Source organism: Polyangium jinanense, from assembly GCF_028435265.1.
GTDB classification, from domain to species: domain Bacteria; phylum Myxococcota_A; class Polyangia; order Polyangiales; family Polyangiaceae; genus Polyangium; species Polyangium jinanense.
This window is the reverse complement of record NZ_JAGTJK010000012.1, coordinates 197,549-215,800: the sequence shown is the minus strand read 5'-3', so window position 1 is coordinate 215,800 and position 18,252 is coordinate 197,549. Positions and strand designations below refer to the sequence as shown.

At 69.5% G+C, this 18,252-nt stretch carries 11 protein-coding genes; 2 read left to right on the top strand and 9 right to left on the bottom strand.

Features of this window, described 5'->3' with window-relative positions; all coding sequences use genetic code 11:
- Positions 1 to 2 precede the first annotated feature (2 nt).
- The 9 genes from KEG38_RS23335 to KEG38_RS23295 all read right to left on the bottom strand — a co-directional run bounded on the left by KEG38_RS23335 (position 3) and on the right by KEG38_RS23295 (position 13,861).
- Entirely contained in the window at positions 3 to 1,721 is a 1,719-nt protein-coding gene (locus KEG38_RS23335; protein WP_272421972.1) for an ABC transporter permease, read from the bottom strand.
- A complete protein-coding gene (locus tag KEG38_RS23330; RefSeq protein ID WP_272421971.1) occupies positions 1,718 to 2,947 on the bottom strand; it encodes an ATP-binding cassette domain-containing protein in 1,230 nt (409 codons plus the stop codon). Before KEG38_RS23330 ends, KEG38_RS23335 begins: the two co-directional genes overlap by 4 nt.
- A complete protein-coding gene (locus KEG38_RS23325) occupies positions 2,944 to 5,046 on the bottom strand; it encodes a hypothetical protein (protein ID WP_272421970.1) in 2,103 nt (700 codons plus the stop codon). The genes KEG38_RS23330 and KEG38_RS23325 overlap by 4 nt, the downstream gene beginning before the upstream one ends.
- Positions 5,043 to 6,068 carry an AAA family ATPase gene (locus KEG38_RS23320; protein WP_272421969.1) on the bottom strand — a complete coding sequence of 342 codons (1,026 nt, stop codon included), beginning with the start codon at positions 6,066 to 6,068 and terminating at the stop codon, positions 5,043 to 5,045. Before KEG38_RS23320 ends, KEG38_RS23325 begins: the two co-directional genes overlap by 4 nt.
- A 30-nt stretch (positions 6,069 to 6,098) precedes the next feature.
- Positions 6,099 to 7,949 (bottom strand): hypothetical protein, encoded by a 1,851-nt coding sequence (locus KEG38_RS23315; RefSeq protein ID WP_272421968.1) that lies wholly within the window; start codon positions 7,947 to 7,949, stop codon positions 6,099 to 6,101.
- Between the two features lie 72 nt (positions 7,950 to 8,021).
- The gene (locus KEG38_RS23310; RefSeq protein ID WP_272421967.1) at positions 8,022 to 8,756 is read right to left on the bottom strand and encodes a hypothetical protein; all 735 of its coding nucleotides are present in this window, start codon (positions 8,754 to 8,756) and stop codon (positions 8,022 to 8,024) included.
- Between the two features lie 337 nt (positions 8,757 to 9,093).
- Positions 9,094 to 9,807 carry a hypothetical protein gene (locus KEG38_RS23305; protein WP_272421966.1) on the bottom strand — a complete coding sequence of 238 codons (714 nt, stop codon included), beginning with the start codon at positions 9,805 to 9,807 and terminating at the stop codon, positions 9,094 to 9,096.
- Positions 9,808 to 10,241: 434 nt separating this feature from the next.
- The gene (locus KEG38_RS23300; protein ID WP_272421965.1) at positions 10,242 to 12,419 is read right to left on the bottom strand and encodes a hypothetical protein; all 2,178 of its coding nucleotides are present in this window, start codon (positions 12,417 to 12,419) and stop codon (positions 10,242 to 10,244) included.
- Entirely contained in the window at positions 12,416 to 13,861 is a 1,446-nt protein-coding gene (locus KEG38_RS23295) for a hypothetical protein (RefSeq protein ID WP_272421964.1), read from the bottom strand. Before KEG38_RS23295 ends, KEG38_RS23300 begins: the two co-directional genes overlap by 4 nt.
- 253 nt (positions 13,862 to 14,114) lie before the next feature.
- Here KEG38_RS23295 and KEG38_RS23290 point away from each other — a divergent pair, with 253 nt between their 5' ends.
- Both KEG38_RS23290 and KEG38_RS23285 read left to right on the top strand, forming a co-directional pair.
- Entirely contained in the window at positions 14,115 to 17,561 is a 3,447-nt protein-coding gene (locus tag KEG38_RS23290; RefSeq protein WP_272421962.1) for a hypothetical protein, read from the top strand.
- A gap of 1 nt (position 17,562) precedes the next feature.
- Positions 17,563 to 18,018, top strand: a complete 456-nt coding sequence (locus tag KEG38_RS23285) for a hypothetical protein (protein WP_272421961.1) — start codon at positions 17,563 to 17,565, stop codon at positions 18,016 to 18,018.
- Positions 18,019 to 18,252 lie beyond the last annotated feature (234 nt).

Genomic DNA, 18,252 nt, shown 5'->3' with positions numbered 1-18,252 from the left:
GCTCAGCCCGCAACCGCGGGCTCGGGCTCGGCCGGGGGCACGGCGGCCGCCGGTTGCGCTGCCGCCGCGGCCGCAGCGTCCTCCATCACGCGCACCGCCGCGGCGTCCTCCTCGGCGAGGATCCGATCGCTCTCGCCGAGCGCGGCCTCGTGCGCGGCGATGACGCGCATCACGCGGCTCCGCGCGAGCGTGAGGAACATGATCCCGAGCAGGCCCCACACCGCCGACGCGACCACCGAGGCCACGACGAGCATTTCCTCACCGCTCGTCTCCATCGCGCCGAGCGCGACGAAAACGTAGAGCGGCGACGGCGCGGCCACGATGAGCGCGCTGCGACCCGAGGGCGACGCGAAGATGCCCGCGATCGCCGCGACGATCCACGGCCCCACGGCGACGAGGAAATGCACCGCGAGGAGCAAGACACGCGAGAGCAGCGCGGTGCTCGACCGCGCCCGCAAAAACGCGCCGAACCCCACGGAGAACAGGTAAAACGAGCCCGCGTAGAGCACGACGATGAGGATCTGCAGGATCTTCAGCTTGGGGCTCGCGTTGTTCATCAGCGCGACGATCCCGGCCGCGACCGGCATCAAAAACGCAACCGCGGCCCCGCCGAGCTGCATCACCGATGTGCCGAGGATGCCCGGCCCGAGCAGCCTCCGCAGCCGGCCCGCGCCCTGCCGATCCCAGTGCAATCGCACGCGCCGCGAGGGCCCGAGCGAGTCGCCGAGGAAGAGGTAGACCGAGATCATCAGGAAGACGAGCAGCACGCAGATGCCCGCGACCGCGGCCTCGAGCTCGTCGTACGCGTCGACCGCGGCGACCGGCGCAGCCGTGCAGAGCGCGAAGACCGGCGCGGACACGAGGAACCAACGCTTGAGGCCCGTCGAGCGATCGTCCGTGATGCTCGTGAGGTTCGCAATCGTGACCTCGTAGAGGAACCACGCAGGCAGCGCCGTCGCCACGATCGGAAGGAGGATCAAGCAGAGGACGTACGTGAGATCAAAGGGCGCACGCGCGTACGCCGTCGGCAGCCAGATCGGCGGGCCGTCCGGCACGCCCGACCAGGCGTGATGCGCGGGGATCGAAAGCCCCACACCGAGCCAGCCGTAGACGTTGAGCGAGACGATCACCGCGCAGATCAACGTGACCACGAGCGCGGCGCGCAGGCTGTTCATCTTCGAGCTCACCGCGAGCCCGAAGGCGACCGCGAGGCCCGCGATGAGGAACAAGAAGCCGAACGCGACGATCGTCTCCGTCGCGGTGACGCCGCCGAACAGGAACGGCAGCGCGCCGACGGGCGCGAGCATCACCACGTACATGCTGATCGACGTGTACGCGGCGAGGAACTTTCCGCGCGCGATCACCTCGGGGCGCAGGCCCGTGAGGATCACGGCTTCCCAGGTGCGCCCCTCGCGCTCCGAGGCGATCGCGTTCGCCGCGACCGCGGGCCCGACGAACGTGACCACGAAGTACGCGAGCGAGAAGAAGACCTGGAAGAGGACGTACCCCGTGGTCGCTGGGCTCTCGTTGATCGAGACGAGGCCGCCGATCGAGGCGATCGCCAGCGTGGCCAGGATCGACAGCACGCAGAGGATGATCGGTGTGCGGACGAGCCGCGCGGACTGGCGGAGCTCGCGGATCCAGATGGGGTTCGGATCGTCGAGCAGGCGGCGCAGGCGCGAGGTGCCCGCGGCCGTTGCGGTTCCGGTCTGCGCGCTCATTGGACGTCTCCGCGCGTGACCTCGAGGAAGATGCGCTCGAGCTCGTTCCTCTCCGGCTCCACGCCCACGATGCCGATGTTGCGGTGCACGAGGTGGGTCACCATCTCCGCGATCTTCGTCTCCGTGCCCTGGTAGCCCACGTGCACGACGCCCCCGATGACGCTGACCTCGACGATCCCGGGCCCGCCGCGCAGGAAGTACGCGGCCGCCTCGGGATTGCCGAGGACACGCAGTTTCACCCGACGAACGTTTGGCGTGGGCGGGATCGGCGCCGGCACGTGCGGCTGCGGCGGGGCCACGGGTGCGCTCGGATCCATCGCGGGCACGGGGGCGCTGATCGCGGGTGCGTGCTGCGGCGCGCCTGCCATCACGGGCGAAGCGGGCGCGCCTTGCGCGGGCACGAGCGCGCGCACGCCCGGCGGCACGTACCGCGGCGGCGGCGCGTGACCGTGCGCCTCGGCCGCGCGGATCGCTTCGAGCCGCGCCGAGATCTCGTGGATGGGACCTGCGACGACGAGACGGCCGCGCTCGAGGATGCCGATCGAGGTGCAGACGTCGCTGAGCTCCGTGAGGATGTGCGACGAGAGGAAGATCGTCTTGCCGAGGCCACGCAGCTCCAGCAAGAGATCACGGATCTCGATGCGGGCGCGCGGATCGAGATCACTCGCCGGTTCGTCGAGGATGAGCACCTTCGGGTCGTGCAGGAGGATGCGCGCGAGCTGAAGCCGTTGCTTCATGCCCTTCGACATCTCGGCGACGAGCCGATCCTGCAGCTTGCCGAGGTCCGTCAGCTCGAGGACCGCGTCGACCACGCTGATCGAGGGCACGCGGAACGAGTCCGCGAAGAACTCGAGGTACTCGCGCACCGTGATGCGATCGTAGACGCCCGCGTGATCCGGCATGTAGCCGATCACCTTGCGCACGGCGTCGGGGTCGAGCGTGACGTCGATCCCGTCGATCTCCACGCGCCCGGCCATCGGCTCGAGCAGCGTGGCCATCACGCGGATCGTCGTGGTTTTTCCGGCGCCGTTCGGCCCGATGAAGCCGAAGATCTCGCCCGCGCCGACGTCGAAGGTCACGTCGCGCAGGACGTCGCGGTTCGCGAAGCGGTGCCAGAGGTGGCGCACGCGGATCGTCGGCGGCGCGGGCGTGACGAGCGCAGGCGGCTCGACCGCGGTCGCGGGTGATCGCTCCCAGGTCTCGGGCGTTGCGACGGGCTCGCTCACGGCCGACCTCCGTATCCGACGACCCGCACGAGCAGCCGATCCCGTTCGAGCTTGAGGCCCGCATCCGAGGTCTTGCCCTCACCGCCGTCGAGCTGACCGAGAAGCACCGGCACGTCCTCGGGGAACCAGTCCACGAGCCCGCCCGAGCTGCCCTCGACGGCGAGCCACGCCTCGCCGAGCCCGGGCGCGTCGGCGTTGATCAAGGTGCCCAGGTAGTGCCCGGCGAGCGGATGAAGATCCAACGATCCCGCGCGCCGCGTGCCGCCGATCTGCCGGACCCAGGTCGTCCCTTGGGGCGACGCCTTCACGTCCTTGCCCGCGCTCGCGAGCACCCGCTCGCCGTCCTTGATCATCGGGAAATACCGCGGCTCTAGGCCCGGCAAGACGAGCACCGCGGCCCGCAGATCGTGGCCGCTCCGGTTCGTCACGGCCGTGTCCTTCTCGCCCTCGCGCACGATCGAGATCCCCTCGCCGACATCGGCGAACCCGTCCTCGCGGACGACCACGGTTTGCCAGGGCAAGAGCGCGAGATCGACGAGGCGCGCGCCGTCGCGATCGACGAGCATGTGATCGTCGATCGTCGCGGGCGCGGCCACGACCGCGGTGGTGACCACGCTCGACCCGTCGCTCGTGCGAACGGTGAGATCCTTCGATCGCGGCGTGAAGAAGCCACGCCACCGCCGCGCCGTGCCCTTCGTCATGCCCGCGCCTGCCTCGACGAGCGTGAGGTGGCGCGACCGACCCGAGAGGCCCTTCGCGGCGAGGCCGATGAGCACGACCGCGAAGAACGCGATCGCCGAGAGGATCGGCAGCCACACGAGCGCGCGCAGGGGTTTGCCCTTGCTCCCGTGCATCGTGAAGTTCACCGGTCCCGCGAGGACCGCGTAGACGATGAGCAGGAGCGCGGCGACCGCGATCCCCCAGCGCGAGCTCTCGTTCGGATCGAGCTCCTGCCGCACGCGATCGAGATCCACGGTGCCGGGCGAGCCGCCCTGGCGGTAGACGATCGAACTCTTCCGATCGAAGGCCCTGCGCGTGAGATCGAGCACGCGCGCCTGTGCCCAAGGGTCGTCGACCGCGGGCTTGCGCGTGGGATCAAAGGCGAGCAGGTGAAACTCGCCGAGTCCGTACGTTGCCGAGGCCCCGTAGCGGCTCCCGTGCAGGTTGCCGCCGGAGAAGCCGACGAGCGTCTTTGCGACCTCCTCGTTCGCCGCTTCGGCGAAGGGGATCGACTTCGTGGCGTTCGAGGGCGCCGAAGGCAGGACGAGCTCCCGCAGCGTCTCGGAGTGCACCGACGTCTGCGCGATCTCGCCGCCCGCGAACGCGGCGAGGAGGGGGCTCCGGAGGTCCTCGGGGCGCGCGAGCGCGACCGCGAGCGTGCCGCCGGCGAGGACGTATCCGCTCAGCGCTTCGAGCTCGGCCGCGCCGATCTTCACGAGCGTGTCCGAGCGCAAAAGCACGGCGGAGGCGGGCGCGTAGAGCGCGGCGCGATCGGGCAGGATCGGATCACCCGTCGCCGGATCGAAGCGCGGCGCGCCCACCTTGAGCTGCGGCCCCGTGCCGTACGCGCCGTAGCCGCCCCACGGCGAGAACAGCGGCGAGATCGAGGCGTCATGGAGCGCGCCTTTGAGCCGCGACGTCTCGCTCACGTCGAGCAGGAAGACCTCCTGCATGTTCGTCACGGCCGCCGTGTGGCTGCCGAGCACCACGCCCGCGTCGTCCCGTGCGACGACGTTGGTCTCGCCGTACACGGCTCCGTGCGTCGGCAGCCGGACGACCACGCTCGTCCCCGCGCCGACGACGAACGGCGCCGTCGCGCGAAAGCGCATCTGGTCCGAGTGCAGCCGGCTCAGAACCTCGACCTCGCCGCGCAGCGGCTTCGCCTCGTTGTTCTGCACCCGCACGAGGAACCCGCTCCAGCCCGCGGGCGTCGGCGAGGTCGAGCCGAGCAGCGGCGCGACCTCGAAGGACACGTTCGCACGCCCCGGCGGGGGCACCTCTGCGATGGACGTCGCGGCGATCGTCGGCGCGGGCTCGGCGTGCGTCGCGACCGGCGCGAGCGCGAGGATCGGGACCAGAGAGAGCGCGCGGAGCCTCATCGACGGATCGCCTGCTCCACGTTCTCCGGCCGGGCGGGCACGCTCTCGACGAGCGCGTCGACCACCTGATCGGTCGTGATCCCGTCGGCCTCGCCCTCGAAGGATCGGATCAGGCGGTGGCGCAGGACGGGCTTGGCGACGCGCTGCACGTCGCCGAACGAGACGTGCGCGCGGCCTTCGAGCACGCTCACGGCCTTGGCCGCGAGCACGAGCGACTGCGCGCCGCGCACGCCCGCGCCGTAGCGGATCGCGCGCCGCACGAGATCGGGCGCGCCTTGTGTCGTCGGATCACTCGCGCGGACGAGGCGCGAGGCGAAGCGCATGATCGGCTCGGCCACGGCGACGTCGCGGCATGCTGAGCGGATCGCGAGCACCTCGTCGCGATCGAGCACGCGCGGCGGCGCGTCCTTCGGTTGTCCCGTCGTGCGCGCGAGGATCTCGGTCATCTCGTCCTCGGTCGGGCTCGGCACGATCACCTTGAGCAGAAATCGATCGAGCTGCGCTTCCGGCAGCGGGTACGTCCCTTCCATCTCGATCGGGTTCTCCGTGGCGAGCACGAAGAACGGCTCTTCCATCGCGTGCCGCACGCCGCCGATCGTGCACGCGTGCTCCTGCATCGCTTCGAGCAGCGAGCTCTGCGTCTTCGGCGTCGCGCGGTTGATCTCGTCCGCGAGCACGACCTGGCCGAAGATCGGCCCCTTGTGCAGGGCGAAGTGCCTCGATCCGTCGGCCGACGTCACGAGGATGTTCGTGCCCGTCACGTCGCTCGGCATGAGGTCGGGCGTGAACTGGATGCGCGAGAACTTCAGGTCGAGACAGCTCGCGATCGTGCGCACGAGCAGCGTCTTGCCGAGCCCGGGCGCGCCTTCGAGCAGCACGTGCCCGCCGGCCACGAGGCCCCAGAGCGCCTGCTCCACGACCTCGCCCTGGCCCACGATCACCTGCCCGATCGCGTCCTTGAGGCGCGCGCTCGCCTCGCGGGCCCGCTCGAGCCTTTTTTGAAAGTCGCCCGTCGTCGTCATGCCAGCGCGCAGCGTACTCGCGCTCTGCCGTTACTTGGGCTGGAAATAGCGCCCGACCTGCTCGCGGTACTCCTCGGGCACGTCGCTCCGCTCGATCGCCCCGAGCTCCCCTGCCGCGGCCTGCCCGAGCGCGCCCGTCCCCTGGATGTTCGCCGATTCACCCGCTCGCCCCGAAGTCCGTCCCATGACGAGCCCCGGCATGGGCTTGCCCTTGTTGATCGGGCCGGTTGCGCGGGCCTTCATGCCGGGACCGTCGACCACGCCGGTCTGGCCCTTGTGATCGCCCGGCCCGCCGCCCTCGCTGTGACCGGCGAACGGCTGCCCCTCGTCCTTGCCGCCGGATCCGGGGCTCCCGTTGTTCCCGCCGGGCTTCTCGCCGGCCTTGTTCCCGGGCTTGTTCCCCGGCCCTTGCCCCGGCACGGGCACCGGCATCGGCGCGCCGAGTTGCCCCTCGGCCTCGCCCAGGCCCTTCTGCGCGTCCTCCAGCCGCTTCTGCCGCTCGCCCTCTTCGCTGCCCTCGGGCTCGGGCTCGGCCATCTTCTTGAGCTCCTCGGCGAGCCGCTTCTGGCCCTCCTCGGATTCGAGCTCCTCGGCGAGCTCTTGCAGTTGCTCCTTGCTCGGCCCCTCGCCCGGCGCCTCTTCGCCGTTCATCTCGGCGGCGCGCTTCTTCATGTTCTCGGCGAGCCGCTTGCGCTCCTCGGGCGTGAGCTTGCCCAGCGCCTCTTCGAGCTTCTCCGCGAGCTTCTGCTGCTCCTTGCCGCCGGCCTTGCCGCTGTCGAGATCCTTCAGCGCTTCCTTCGCGTCCTCGGACAACCCCTCGCCGAGGGCCTTGCCGAGCTCCTTCAGCTTCTCGTTCTTCTTGGCCATCTCTTCGAGGCGCTTCTTCTGCTCCTCGAGCGCCTTCGCCACGTCCGGCGCGTTTTGCTTGCGCGCGGCCTCGGCGGCCTCTTCGAGTGTCTTCTTCGCGCGATCGCGGTCCTCTTTTTCGAGCTTGTTCGCGAGGTTCTCCATCGCGTCGTCGAACGAGACGAGATCACGATCGCCGAGCGCCTTCGCCGCGTCCTTGAGGTCGGGGTTCTCCGCGAGCTTGCCGAGCGCGCTCTCCAAGCCCTGACGCTGCTCGCCGTCGCCGAGCGAGAGCCGCTCGGCCGTGATCGCGTCCTTGAGCTTTCCGATCTCGGCCTGCGCCTCGCGCTTCTCCATGCCCTCCCGGAGTTTTTCGCGCAGCTTCTTCGCGTCCTCGGCGATCTTGTCGAGGCGCTTCCTCTGGGCGTCGTCGCGCGCGTTCGCGTTCGCGAGGTCGATGATCTTGTCGAGCCCCTTGATGTCCGCGAGCTTGACCTGCTCGGCGCCCGGCGGCGGCGCGGGCGGCGGCGGGAGCGCGGGCAGCGGGAGCAGCGACATGTAGCCGATCGCCGCGAGCCCGAGCGGAATCGCGAGGTGATGCGCCCGAACGAACCGCGGGCGCGCATCCTTCGGGTTGGCCTTTTCGAGCACCGTCGTGGCTTGCGAGAGCACGACCGCGCGCGCCGGATCGTCGCGCTCGTCCTCGCGGTCGAGCTCGATCGCCGTGGAGATCGACTCCTTGCCGCCGAGGCGCCCGTCCAGGTACAGCGCGACGTCTTCATCCCGCCAGCGCCTCCGGCGGGCCACGATCGCGCCGGCCGCCGCGCCGAGCGCGCCGCCCGCGGCCATCCACGGCCGGAACGCCCCGTGCCGCGTCTGCCAAGCCGCCGCGGCCGCGCCTGCGCCGAGCACGAGGCCGATCGCCGCGCCCGAAAGCATCCGTTCGAGCGCGAGCCGCCGCCGCACGCGACCGGAAAAACGCCGGAACGCGTCGCGGAAGGAGCGATCCGTGGGGGAAGGCGGGCGCTTGCTCATGGCAGCTTACTTTTACCTTTTGCCAGGCCGCGGCGCCACGGCAGCGAGGCTCATGCCACGGTGTTCGGGCGCTCAGCCCGTTCCGCCTTGTCCCTTCGGGGGCTCTTCTCCGCCAGTCTTCCTTTTGGCGCGCCGCGCGGAGAGCTCGTCGAAGAGCCCGAACACCCGGCTTTCGAGGTCGCGCGGCAGGCTCGCGTGGAGCTCGATTTCGTCGCGCGCGGCTTCGCGGAACCGATGGAGGAGCTTGATCGTCGATTTGCGGAGCTGGTTGTTCTTCCCGTCGTTCTGGGCGTCCGCCTCCGCGGAAGCGCGCGCGGAGAGGAGCTTTCCGATCGTATCGCCCGCGCCGACGAACCCTGTGGCCCAGTCATGGAGCGTCTTGCCATCCGGCAGCGGGAGCGATTGCAGATCGGGCTCGAGGTCGGCGAGCTTGGGTCGGTTCTTTTTCGCGGCGGCGGCTTCTTCGGCATAAGAATCGGCGAGGAGGCTGCGTCTCGGCAGCAATGCCTCGCGGATGCGCCTGGCGGCGGCGCGGGTCGCCTCGGAGACGTCGGGCGCGTGGAGGAGGGCCTCGGTATAATCCCAGAGGGCGCCGCCGAAGCCGTCGTGAAGGGAATCGGCCTCGGCGAGCTCGTCGGCGAGCGCGCGGCCCGCGAGGGCCGGCGCGAGGGCCTCGATGGCGGCATATTGGATCAGGATCTGAGGGAGGTAGACCTGGCTGCAAACGAGCAGCGTGAGGTTCGGCTTGCGGTCGGTGAGGAGATCGCGCAGGCCGATATCGAGGTCGCCGAGGGTCAGGTTTCGCATGAGGAGCGCAGGATCGGGTCGGGAGGTCGGAGCCGTCAAGGGATATGAGCGGGAGCACATCGGAAGGGTGCCTGTCGGTGATGGGCGAGGACGCGCTCGGGGGGTTGGGGCCGCGTGGGGTTCATCGGGGAGGAGGGGGACGGCGGGGGAAGAGGTCACGCGGGTCATCCGGCATGAGGGGCGCGAGGGGTTCGGGGGGCACGCGGGTCATCCGGCATGAGGGGCGCGAGGGGTTTGGGGGGCCTTGGGGTCATGGGTGAGGACGAGGGCGAGGGGTGGACGGGCCTTTCGTGCTCTGCTGTGTGATTCTTCCAACCGATCCTGCGGCTCTGTTCCTCTACCTCCGGATCCCCAGCAGATTCAGCGCATCTGCCCAGAGTTGCCAGAGCGTGCGGTAAGGGTGGGTCGCGAGGAGGACGCCCCCATTCGGCAGCCTGCGGACGTGATAAGGCGCATGGTGCTTGAGGAACTGCACGTGCGTCCCGTCGGGCCAATAAATCTCGCTCGTAGCCCCGCCTTTTTCTTTGGCTTCGGTCATCGCGCGCGCAATGGCTTCCGCGTCGCGCCAGTCCTGATCGGGGACCGCTGAAGCCTCCAGCGCTTCCAGGAGCACGACCGGCGGCAGCTGGAGCGCCGCGAGGACCTCTTCGCGGCTCAGCTCAACGTCCGTCGGCAGCCTCTTCCGCGCCCCGCGACGAACTGCCCCCGGATGCAGGGGCCAACCGAGCTTCGTGTTCGTCGCTTCCATGTCTAGGACGATATGCTCGCCCCGATGCTTGGCGTTGGTCGCGATGCCGATGCGCGTCCCCTTAGGCGTCGCCTCGATGCGCGCCGCGAGCGCATCCATGGGGAGCCCCGCGATGTACTCGATTCGTTCACCTTCATGGATGTACATCCACGAAAGCACGAGATCACGGGCAACGTTACCATCGAGGTGGTACGTCCCAGCGATCTCCAGGGGGGCATACCAGCGTCCGGAGGAGATGCCCCCGGTTGTCACGCGTTTGCTCTCGTCCGGCGAGCACACGCAGAGGAGGGCGTGTTCGCACATCCGTTGATGGTACATGGCGACGTACGCGGCCTCGGCAGCCGGCGAACGCTCCCCGTCTGGGAGGACGAACTCGAAGCAACGCATCTCTTCGGGGGATGGGAAATCTTGCCAGTCTCCACCCAGGAGCACCTCGGGTTTCCACCTCCCGACGTTGTAGTCAACCCCGTGACACTGCATGCGCAGCCAAAACTGCTCGCCCGACGCGCCGCGCCCCGTACCCCACAGCAACGCTGCCGATTTTCGAGTGAACTTCTCCCGAAGGATCTCCACGACCTCCGCTACAGGGACATCATCCCAGCCGGTCCAGCGGGGACGACCTGGCGTCGGTGGCTCCGGGCGGCAATACGCATCCGCCCCCATGAGCGCAAGGACTGCCGCAATGAAGGCGTCCACCTTGGCAGACTCCTCGCACCATGCGTGAAACGCCACCTCGCTCATATCTCCACCACTCGAACGAAGAGGTTCGGCCTGCCGGGCATGGTGACGGTCTGCCCGTCACCATTCCGCAAGTAGCCATCCTTCACACTGAAGTTATCCTTGAGCTTCGCGCCTGATGGCTTGATGATCTGGACCCGTTCCACGTCGTGAGCCAAGTTGTACTCCGACACCTTCTTCATGGCGTTCTCCAACTGATCAACGGCGTGTTTCGCGTCCACCGCACCGTCCACGGATACGACCCCTTTAGCCTCGCTCAACACCAGCCTTTTTTCTTTGGTCACCGACACGAAGTCTGGGGCCAGCCCGTCTTTGCTATAAGGCTTGGAGTTCTTCGGGATCTTCAGTACGTCTCGCACCCCATCGTCCCCCACGCCTAGCATCTGGTGTCCCTTGTCCTTCATCAAGTAGAGACCGGCCTTCTTCTCAAAGTCGTTGATCAGACCGGTCGACACGGAACCCCGCGTCGCGAGGTTCTTGTACTCGTTGATCTTACTCGCCCGGAGCGCCTGGGCAAACTCCTCCCCGAGGTTCAGCACGCCAGCCGCGACAATCTTCGCCCCCGGCTTGACCCCGGCCGCCTTGATCCCCGCCCAAGCCTTCGTGATCTGCCCGAACCCGAACCCCACCCCCGAGAAGATCCGCTCCTCCGTGGACAGATCCTTCCCCCCGGGCAAACAGAACAACTTGCCCGTCACCGCCTCGCAGAGGTCGAGCGCCGGCCCCGCATGCGGCACGAACCCAATCGCAATCCGCGACGATGCATGCACCAGCGTCTGCATCACCTCCGCATACGCCGCCGCCCCTTCCTCGACGAACGACATCGCCCCCGCGAATGCCCGCACCGTCTCGATGAAGGAACCCTGCTCCGGCCCGAGCACGATCGCCTCCCACACATTGAGGCTCTCCTTCATCTGCTCCGCCATGTCGGCGAAAGCATTCTTCAAGACGCCATCCACCTGCGCCCGGACATCCGCGGGGATCGGCGAATCCAGAAACCAATCCGACGCATCCATGTACTGCCGCACGAAATCCGTGACGCGGATCTGCGCCTGCAAGAACGCGCTCGTCTCCGCCTGGGAAACACTCACCCGCGCGGCCAACGCCTTCTCGATCGCCGCCGTATTCGACCGCCACGCCCGGACGTTCGTCACGAAGTCCCCGCGCAGGATCACCTTGCCGCCCTGCACGTCCTGCGACAGCGCCTCGATCACCGCGTCCGCATACGCCGCATAAGGATCCTTCCCCGGCTCGAACGCCCCCGCCGACCCCGAGACGTCGGGCACCTCGACCCACGGCACCTCCGACGACGTCAGCGAATACTCGAACGGATCGTCCGGCGAAAACCCGCCCGCCCGCGCCTCGCCCGTCACGAGATCCGCCACCGCGTCCGCCTGCGCGCCGAAATGCTCGAGCAGGCTCGCGAGCTCGTCCTTCAAATCCTGGACGCTCTTCTTCAGATCGGCGAGAAGCTGCTCCAGCGCGGCCCGCGTAGCCTCGTCGACCACGTCTCCATACCGCTCCAGAATCGCGTCGAGATCCACCTCGCTGATCTCGTCGAGCGGTCGCGACACGAGATCGTGCAGCTCCGTATCGAGCTGCTGGAGTAGGTCGAGCCGCTCCGCGAGGTTCGCGGCCTCGGATGCGTGCTCGATGAGCCATTTCCGCTCCGCCGCGATCTCGACCTCCAGGTTCGCGATGTCTCGCGCGAGGGGCGGATTGATCTCCGAAAGCGAGAGACCGACCTGCGTACTGCCGCTGAAGGCCGTCCCGTCACGCCGGATGTTGAACAGCGGCTTTTGGATCCCGAGCGGGATTGAGACGAGGGTCACGAAGTTCTGCTGGTGAACGCAGGTATCGTTGCCCATGGCGTTCTGGGTGCCGAAGGTGAATTCGTTCGTGCCCATGCGGAGGAGCACGGAGTCGAACGGGGCCTCCGCCACGTTGCTCTTCGGGCCGTTCGGAATCGAAACGTAGGCCCCCGGAACCTCGAAGGTCGCGAGCGGCATCCGGTTCGCGTGGAAATAGGCACCGCCGGGGACGTTGAGCCGAGCATCCTCGCAAGAGTTGCTCTCCTGGAGCATCTCCCAGTGAACGCTGTACGGCGTGCCTGCCCGCGCATGCGCAGGCGTGATCAGCACGAGCACGACCATCCAGAAAACAAGCAAACGGTTCATGCCCCCTCCGCGCCGTGCAAAGCGGCATCATGCAAAACGGCAGCCCCCTTCACATCGCCCGCTGCAAGCTTTGCCGCCGCCGCATCGAGCAACGCGCCTCCTACCCCTTGCGCTTTCATCGTCGAGAGCCCGGTCTGGATGAGCCCCGGCAACGTCGTCGCGCGGTACGTCGCCGCCGTCTTGAAATGCGGACGCATCTCCGCGCAGCCGGCCTCGCGCCAAGATGATGAAGGCAGCTCGCAGAGCGGGCGCATCTGCAAGAAGGCCGTGACCTCGTCATACCGCTTCGCCAGGTAAGGCAGCGATAGCTTCACGCCCAGGGGCGGCGCCTGCTCGACCGCGAGCACCTGCGCCTCCGCGCTCTCTTTGAAGGTCGCCTCCGCCTTCGCGATCTTCACCTCCGCCACCGTGTCCCGCACGGATTGGCTTTCGTCGAGCAATTGCAGCGCTTGCCTCCGCATCGTGATCCCGAACAGGAGCGACATCGCCGCCCGGTCGCTCCTGGCAATACGCCGATCGACATACCCGAGCATCGCGTGGATCGAGCGCTGCGCCCCGGAGGTCATGTCCGGGCTCTGCGCGCCATGCGTGACCATGAAATCCGCGTGCGGCGCGAGCGCCTCCTGCGACGTGACCTCGAATTGGGTGATTTCCGCAGAGAGCTTCATCGCCCGGAGGGCCATTTCCTGCGGCCCCGCGCTCGCGTCATGCGCCGCTTCGAGGATCGCCGTCTCGATCGCGTCGAGCTCGGTCACGGTCGCCGTCGACGCCTTCGCCGCGAGCTTCGTGTACGTAGTAAGCTCCCCGGACTCCGTCTTCCGATATGCCGCGAAGTCCGCTGCGAGATCCGCATAGGCCGCCGACAGCGGCCCGACATCGAGCGACACTTGATCGAGCACGCCCTGCACGGCGCCCATCGAAAGCTTATCCGCGGCGATCTCCGCGACGAGCGGGTCCTTCTCGGCTGCGCCCTTTGACGCGAGGGCCTCCTTGAACCCCCCCACAGCGTCAATCGGCTCTTCCGCGAGGATTTCATTTTGCCGGATTCGCGCCGACCCGAGCGCGTTCCTCAGCGGCCCCGGCGCCATGCTTGCTTTGTAGGACTCCGCGCACCGCTCCTCGTCGCGCACATACCCGAGGGCCTGATCGATATCCCCGAGCCACCGATTCATATCGCGCGGGCTCGTCACCAGCGTGTCGAGGGTCATCCCCTCTGGCCGCTCGGCCCACATCTGGATGGGCCGAGATCCATGCGCCGCCGCTTGGTTCCACGCGCTCGCGGGCCCCTCGCTCGACGAGACGCAATACTCGCCGCCTGCCACAGGCGATGCGCAAATACGGCCGTGCCCTTCGTCCTCCCCGAACGACCCCAAACACCCAGGCAACACGACGCCCGGCGCCGCGACGACGAGCGCCGCGACGAGGTAATCCCCTCGCCTCATCTGGAAACCCCTCCTGCGATGAGCTGTGGCCCATCTATCAGGAGGACGAACGGGTCGGGCAAGACAAAAGACAAAGAGCGCGGATGTTGTCTGTCCGGCTCACGGCCCAGCGGGGAACGGTCGCGGGGGTGAGGCCCCCCCTCTCCCCCCGAGAGTTTTGTCTCGGGAGCTGAATCGCCTCCAAACCCTCGCCGGGCGAGGCGCCCCCCGTGGTAGGCTTTGCGCGCTCGCCCCGCGGCGCGCTCGATACTCCATGGAGACGACCCTCGGCTTCCCCACTCCTCCGGACGCCCACATCGAGCACGGTGTGGCGCTCTTTGGCCCGAGCGAGTTCGAAGGCGGCGCGCTCGCCGCAGGCCGCCCCTTCCAGGAAGCGCTGCCCTTCGGCGGGCGCGCCGAAATCCTCGCGGCCCTCGTCGACTTCGCAAGCGCACGCGGCCCGGCGCGCGTCGCCGTGCTCCCCGGGCGCTCCGGCTCCGGCAAGACGAGCCTGCTCTCCGCGCTCGCCGACGCCCTCGCCGCGCAGCGGGTCGGCACCATGCTGCGCTTCGCGACCGACATCACCAGCGCGCCGACCCCGACACGCCTGCCGCCCGGCCCGTGCCTGATCGTGATCGACGACGCGGGCCGCAAAGCCGCGCCCGCGATGCTCCTGCCCATGGCGATCGATCGCCGCGACGTGCGCTTCGTGCTGACGACGCGCCCCGCGGGCCTGCCGCGCCTCTCGGCGCTCCTCGCGCAGGTCGGGCTCTCGTCGGACCTGGTGCGCATCCTGCCCGAGCTCGGCGCGCTCTCGCCGAGCGAGGCGGAAGCGGCCGCGCAGCATGTGCTCGGCGATGCGCCCGGCGAGTTCGCTGCCGCCCTCGCCAAGCACGCCGAGGGGCATCCCTTCGTGATCGCGCTGGCCGGCCGGCTCGTGCGGGAAGAGGCCATTCATCCCGTCTTGCTCGGCAAGGGCGAGCTCGCGGCATGCGCGCTCGATCGGGGCCACGAGCTGCTCCTGCTCCGCTCCTCCGCCGCGGGGGATCCAAAACTCCTCGCCGGCGTGCTCGCGCTCGTCGCGCTCCTCGCGCCGGTGCGCACCTCGGACGAGCGCTTCCTTCAGGGCGCGGGGGATCTGCTCGGGTGTCGCCGTCGTGATCTCGTGTCGGCGCTCCGCGCGCTCGAAGCCGCGGGCGTCGTCGATCGGGGCCCACACGGCGCGCGTGTCGTCCCCGGCGCGCTCTCGGATCACGCGCTCTACCGCGCGCTCGTCGGCCCCTTGACCGCGGGCAGCCTCGCGGGCTCGCTCGACGATCGCGTGCGCGCGCTGGAAGAGCGCTTCGGCGCCCACGCCATCGTCCCGCTCATCCGCAACGCCGGCGAGCTCGACGGCCCCTCCCTCCCGAGCGGCGCTTCCGACGAGATCACGACCGCCCTCTTCCGCCACGTCCGCGCGGGCATCGACGCGGCCTCGGCGGCGGATCGATGCCGCCTCCTCGCCGGCCTGCGTGAGCTCTCCTCGGATCATCCCGCCGCGATGCTCGACCTCGCCGCGGCGGTCCTCCGTTCTCCTGCGCAGACCGAGGCCGCGCGGGGCCCCAGCGCCCTCTTCTCCGCCGTGTCCGTCCTCTACGAGCTCCCCGCGATCCTGCGCCGCGTGGGCCTGCACCTCGCGCACTTGCCCCGCGCCGCCGACCTCCTCTGGGAGCTCGGCCGCGACGATCTCCGTCTCCAGAGCCCGCACCCCGATCACCCCATGCGTGTCCTCCGCGAGCTCGCCTCGCGCTCGTCGGCGCGCCCTGCCGGCGTCCACGAGTCCTTGCTCGACGCCGTCGATCGATGGCTCGTCGCGGACGACGCGCACGATCACAAGCACTCACCGCTCGACGTGATCGACACCTTCCTCTCCGAGGGCGCCGCCTTCGCCGGCCCCTCCGACGAGCGCCGCCGCGCCCTGCGGAAGCAAGCCCTCGCCGCGCTCTCCGGCTGCGCGCAATCGCCGAAACGACGCGCGGCTCTCTCGGGGGTCAACGGCCTCGAGCGTGTCCTCTCCGACGGCTCCGGTGGTTCTTCGCTCGGCGAGCGGATGGAGCCTGGGTGGCGCGACGAGGAGCGGCTCGAGATCCTCGCGATGCTCGGCGCCGCCGCGTCGAACTCCGGCGACCCGCTCGTCCATTTCGCCGTCGCCGACGCGCTTCGCCGCGCGGCCCGGCGTGCGAGCTCTCCGGACGTCCGCGCCGCGGCCGAGACGGCCCTCGGCAACGTCCCGACCTCGACGGAGCGCAGGCTCTACGAGGCCCTCACGCAACGCTCACCCGCGCAGCGCGGCTTGATCGACATGCCGCCGAGCGAGATCCCGGGCTCGGGCGAGATCGATCGTGGCACGGAGCGCCGCTCGGCGGACGCCTGTCGCGCCGTCGTCGACGAGATGCTCGCCGAGGGCCGCGCGCCTGCGCAGACGGCCGAGGGGCTCGGCGCGGCGCTCGAAGCCCTCGCGCTCGCGGGCAAATCCGGCTCGCCGCGGCTCCTCCTGCACGTCCTCTCCCGCAAGCACCCGGCGGCGGCGGTGACCATTTGCGAGGCCGTCATGGGCGCGCCCGAGAGCCCACTCGGCCCGCACGTCGCCTCCTTGCTCCACGCGCTCCGCGAAGCCTCGCCCGAGCGCGCCGAGGCCCTCGTCGGCAGCATCGTCGGGGGCGGCAACGCCACGCTTTGCGCCTCGCTCGCGCAGGTCTTCCATCGCTGGGTCGAAAAGCCCCTGCCGGGCGATCGCGAAGCGCTCCGGCACCTCCTCGGGCACCGCGACGGCTTCGTCCGACGCGCGGCGCTCGGCGCGCTCCGCACGCTGGCCAAGTCCTCTCCACGCGACGCGGTCGAGCTCGCGGTCGGCGTGGACCTCTCCGAGGGCCCCGAGGTCGCCGAGGCCCTCTTCGGCGCCCTCGACGCGGGCGGCCTCTTCTCCGAAGGCGCGCTCTCCGAGGAGGAGATCATCCTCTTCCTCACGCGCCTCGGCGCGGCCCGCAGCCTCGACGGCCACTCCACGATGCGCTTCCTCCACCACGCCGGCAAGCGCATGCCCGAGGACGTCACGGGCCTCTTCATCGAGCGCATCGCGCGCGCCGCGTCCGGCATCGTCGCGGGCGCCGAGGAGTACGAGCCGCTCCCGCCCGAGGGCTTGTCTGCGATCCTCACGGGCCTCGCGCGCTCGCCGGAGTGGCTCCCGCTCCTGCGCCGTGTCCGCCACCTCGCGCGGGCCCGCATTGGCTGGGTCCGCTTCCATGCCGCGCGCCTCTTCCACGACGCCTCGCGCTCGTTTGCGTTACCGACGGTCGAGGTCCTCTCCGAGTGGGTGCAGGACGGCGGCGAGAGCGAGCTCGAAGCGATCTCCGCGCTCCTCGAAGAGGCGCCGCCCACCTTCCTCTTCGCGCACCTCGAGCTCGTCGCGACGCTCCTCCGGCGCGCGCACACGACCGGCGAGGGCTGCTTCGAGCGGGTCCGGAGCGCGCTCTTCTCGGTCGTCACGGGCCAGGCGCGACCGCGCTCGGGCGCCCGGGCAGAGCGCAGCGAAACGCTCCTCCGCTCGCAGGCCCGGGAAGCCGCTGCTCGATTGCCCCCGAAATCCCCCGAGCAAAAATTCTTCGAATCGGTCGCCAAGCACGCGGAGGCCCTCCTCGCCGAGGAAGACGCGGGCCAGGACGACGAGCTCTTCGATCTCTGACATGCGGTCCCTGCCCTTTTTCCTGGTCACGCTCCTGCTCCCCGCGATCGCCTGGGCCGAACCCCCGGCAGCGCCGCCGGAACCCCCGCCGACGCCGTTCTGGACCGGTCCCCGCATTGCGGCGTCGTTCGTCGTGGGTGCGGGCATCGGTGGGATCGTGGCGGGCGCGGTGTATGCGGCGCGCTCGGACGAGGCGAATGCGGCGACGAAGCAGCATTGCCTCACGTCGGATCCGGACAAGTGCGACGCGGAGGGATATGCGCTCCGCGACAAGGCGACGGTCGACGGGCGGATCGCGACCACGGCGCTCGGCGTGGGCGCGGCGGGGGTCTTTCTTGGATTGGTGCTCGCGTGGATCAATCCCGAGCCGCATTCGAGCCCGACGCAGCCGCAGGTCTCCATTGCACCCCTCCTGAGCGGGGAGCAGCGGGGAATCGTGGTGTTGGGTCGGTTCTAATCGGGGAACGCTGGCCGGCATGACCTGCTTCGGCGGGCGGCTGGGGTGGGCTCGACACATGCCACGACGGGCCTGTCCGTCCGGCACATCCTCCGGCGCAGGTTGGCGCAAGCATTGGAGATTCCGGGGACGCCCCCGTTCCCCTGCCGAGCCGCCCGATCCTTACGTTTCCGCGATGGCTCCCGACGAAAAGTTGCTGTGATTCCGCGGTGGTGCGGAGCTTGCCAAGGGCAC

What these genes read in the sequence shown, in the direction of transcription:
- KEG38_RS23295 (WP_272421964.1), bottom strand. Translation starts at nt 13,861, where the DNA reads ATGAGGCGAGGGGATTACCTCGTCGCGGCGCTCGTCGTCGCGGCGCCG.
- KEG38_RS23320 (WP_272421969.1), bottom strand. Translation starts at nt 6,068, where the DNA reads ATGACGACGACGGGCGACTTTCAAAAAAGGCTCGAGCGGGCCCGCGAG.
- KEG38_RS23335 (WP_272421972.1), bottom strand. Translation starts at nt 1,721, where the DNA reads ATGAGCGCGCAGACCGGAACCGCAACGGCCGCGGGCACCTCGCGCCTG.
- KEG38_RS23310 (WP_272421967.1), bottom strand. Translation starts at nt 8,756, where the DNA reads ATGCGAAACCTGACCCTCGGCGACCTCGATATCGGCCTGCGCGATCTC.
- KEG38_RS23325 (WP_272421970.1), bottom strand. Translation starts at nt 5,046, where the DNA reads ATGAGGCTCCGCGCGCTCTCTCTGGTCCCGATCCTCGCGCTCGCGCCG.
- KEG38_RS23315 (WP_272421968.1), bottom strand. Translation starts at nt 7,949, where the DNA reads ATGAGCAAGCGCCCGCCTTCCCCCACGGATCGCTCCTTCCGCGACGCG.
- KEG38_RS23300 (WP_272421965.1), bottom strand. Translation starts at nt 12,419, where the DNA reads ATGAACCGTTTGCTTGTTTTCTGGATGGTCGTGCTCGTGCTGATCACG.
- KEG38_RS23290 (WP_272421962.1), top strand. Translation starts at nt 14,115, where the DNA reads ATGGAGACGACCCTCGGCTTCCCCACTCCTCCGGACGCCCACATCGAG.
- KEG38_RS23305 (WP_272421966.1), bottom strand. Translation starts at nt 9,807, where the DNA reads ATGTGCGAACACGCCCTCCTCTGCGTGTGCTCGCCGGACGAGAGCAAA.
- KEG38_RS23285 (WP_272421961.1), top strand. Translation starts at nt 17,563, where the DNA reads ATGCGGTCCCTGCCCTTTTTCCTGGTCACGCTCCTGCTCCCCGCGATC.